Below are 1,963 nucleotides of genomic sequence, written 5' to 3' on the forward strand. Positions count from 1 at the left end.
ATTTCTACTGTACCAGCATGGGTACATAATCTGATTAATAATGAAGATGAAAAAATAGATAGAGGCGCTTATAAAGGTTTTTCTCCTACTTTTAAATTTGGAATGAAAATAACTCCGTTTAAAAATATATGGGAATTATAGGATATACCTTCTAAAAGAAGATATTACGAAACTCAAATTGCAAATAGAGATTCTGATTAATGAAAAAGGCTGGATTATTTCCAGCCTTTTATTTTTAACAAGTACAAGTATAATCAGAGCAAAAGTCATTTGACTTAAGCAAATCATCAAATTGATCTAAGTAGTCTTTCCAAATAACAACTAAATCTTTTACATCTAAATAACTATCAGTAAATCTACCTTTTTTACAGAATTCTAATTCTTGTATTTTATCTTTACTAACTTTAAATGAAAAGACAATATAAGATTGTTTATTTATAGTATAAGGAAACCAGTTATAATATGTTTTATTACAACTGATTTCCTCTATTTTTTTAGATAGTTCATAATGACTACTAAACTTATAAACTAAATATAATTTTCCTTCAGAATTGTCTCCTTTTAAATTTGTATACATATTTACAAATGCTGGACAATCAAAGTAAGATATCTTCGCTTCTATAAAATCACTTAAAAATATTAAGCATTTATTATAGTTCTTCAACACCATCACCTTCGTAGTATTCTACTGAGTGATCCCATTGATCTGTACTGATATGATATGAAATTTTTTGTAAAGAATTGTTAATTAAATCAATTTTCTCACTGAGTAATTTATCATTTTTCATGTTAAACACTCTAATTTGATTTTCAGAATCTTTACCAATGGCAATAATATATGCTTCAAAATCATATTCTTCAGAATTAAGATTTAATACTTCTTGCATATACCATTGAATTGCTAATCCATAATAAGCAATTTGTCTGTAATAATCATATTCTTCTACTGAATGTGCAAAATCATAGACATTTACAGTAGTCTTTAAGTCAATTAGAATTATCTTCTTATTAACATGATCAAAACATACTCTATCTAGTAAAGATTTACATTTAATATTATTGATTCTATTAACTTGCCAGTTAATATGAAATTCATTATGAGTTTCAAAAGTAGATGGTAAATTAAAAAGCAATTCATTTGCTTTCTTATGATTCTGAATATTTTCCTTAATCTTCTTAAGCATTTGTAAATCAGCAAAGCTAATTATCTTCTTATTATCATCTTTCTTACTCAAGTATTCTAAGTAATCTTGATAAATCATAATAAGACCTTCAGCTTCTTCAATACATTTCTCATCAGATTTCTTATTACTATAAGCTTTTTTATAAGCAGATAGTTTAAGCTTATCTTGAGATTCTAATGGATTTACTTGCATAAGTCTATGATACTCATCTAATAAATCCTTTTGCTGTTTTACTTTAGGTGTTGCAAAATCAAGAATAATATAATCTTTCCAGAATTCGTCTGGTTGAAGTAAATATTCATGAATCATAGTTCCTTTTTCAAGAAAAGAAAAGTTCATTCCCTCTTCTTTTCCATCAAGCATATCACGAAAATACCTAGGACCTCTTTTAATAAACCATCCTATTGCAGAATTACTTACTCTGCTATTATCTTCGTAATAAGGAATACTAATATCCATCTTATTCTTTAACATACTCTATAATTACTTTTTCTTCTATAGCTTGTATTTCTATAGTATCATCAATAACATTATTGAACATTGCTTCAATCACAATACGTTCATTATCTGTAACAATTCCTTCTACTTTCATATTTAATCCTCCATGTCGCTAATTACAGCTGACTCAGGAACTTCTGCCGAAGTATCCCAAACTACTTCATCTTCTTTATCTTGTTGTAGTTCAACTTCTTTAAATGTCTTAAGCCAATCTGCTACATTATTATTGTATGCTTGACTAATAAGTTTATCCAATAATGCTTGTTCTACCTGTTTCTTTT

At 26.9% G+C, this 1,963-nt stretch carries 4 protein-coding genes; all 4 read right to left on the bottom strand.

Annotated elements, in window-relative coordinates:
* Positions 1 to 235: 235 nt before the first annotated feature.
* A complete protein-coding gene (locus GH664_RS22520) occupies positions 236 to 664 on the bottom strand; it encodes a hypothetical protein (protein WP_153170288.1) in 429 nt (142 codons plus the stop codon).
* Positions 651 to 1,643, bottom strand: a complete 993-nt coding sequence (locus tag GH664_RS22525) for a PD-(D/E)XK nuclease-like domain-containing protein (protein ID WP_194270480.1) — start codon at positions 1,641 to 1,643, stop codon at positions 651 to 653. Before GH664_RS22525 ends, GH664_RS22520 begins: the two co-directional genes overlap by 14 nt.
* A 1-nt stretch (position 1,644) precedes the next feature.
* Complete coding sequence (locus GH664_RS22530; RefSeq protein WP_255424997.1) at positions 1,645 to 1,776, bottom strand: hypothetical protein; 132 nt, start codon at positions 1,774 to 1,776, stop codon at positions 1,645 to 1,647.
* 2 nt (positions 1,777 to 1,778) lie between these two features.
* Positions 1,779 to 1,963, bottom strand: a 185-nt coding sequence (locus GH664_RS22535; protein ID WP_194270481.1) for a hypothetical protein, incomplete at its 5' end; no start/stop codon positions are given.

It is taken from the genome of Thauera sp. 2A1, from assembly GCF_009469595.2.
In the GTDB taxonomy this organism is placed as follows: domain Bacteria; phylum Pseudomonadota; class Gammaproteobacteria; order Burkholderiales; family Rhodocyclaceae; genus Thauera.

Bases quoted from the DNA above. Each gene is read 5' to 3' on its own strand.
- GH664_RS22525 (WP_194270480.1), bottom strand. From the start codon at position 1,643: ATGGATATTAGTATTCCTTATTACGAAGATAATAGCAGAGTAAGTAAT.
- GH664_RS22530 (WP_255424997.1), bottom strand. From the start codon at position 1,776: ATGAAAGTAGAAGGAATTGTTACAGATAATGAACGTATTGTGATTGAA.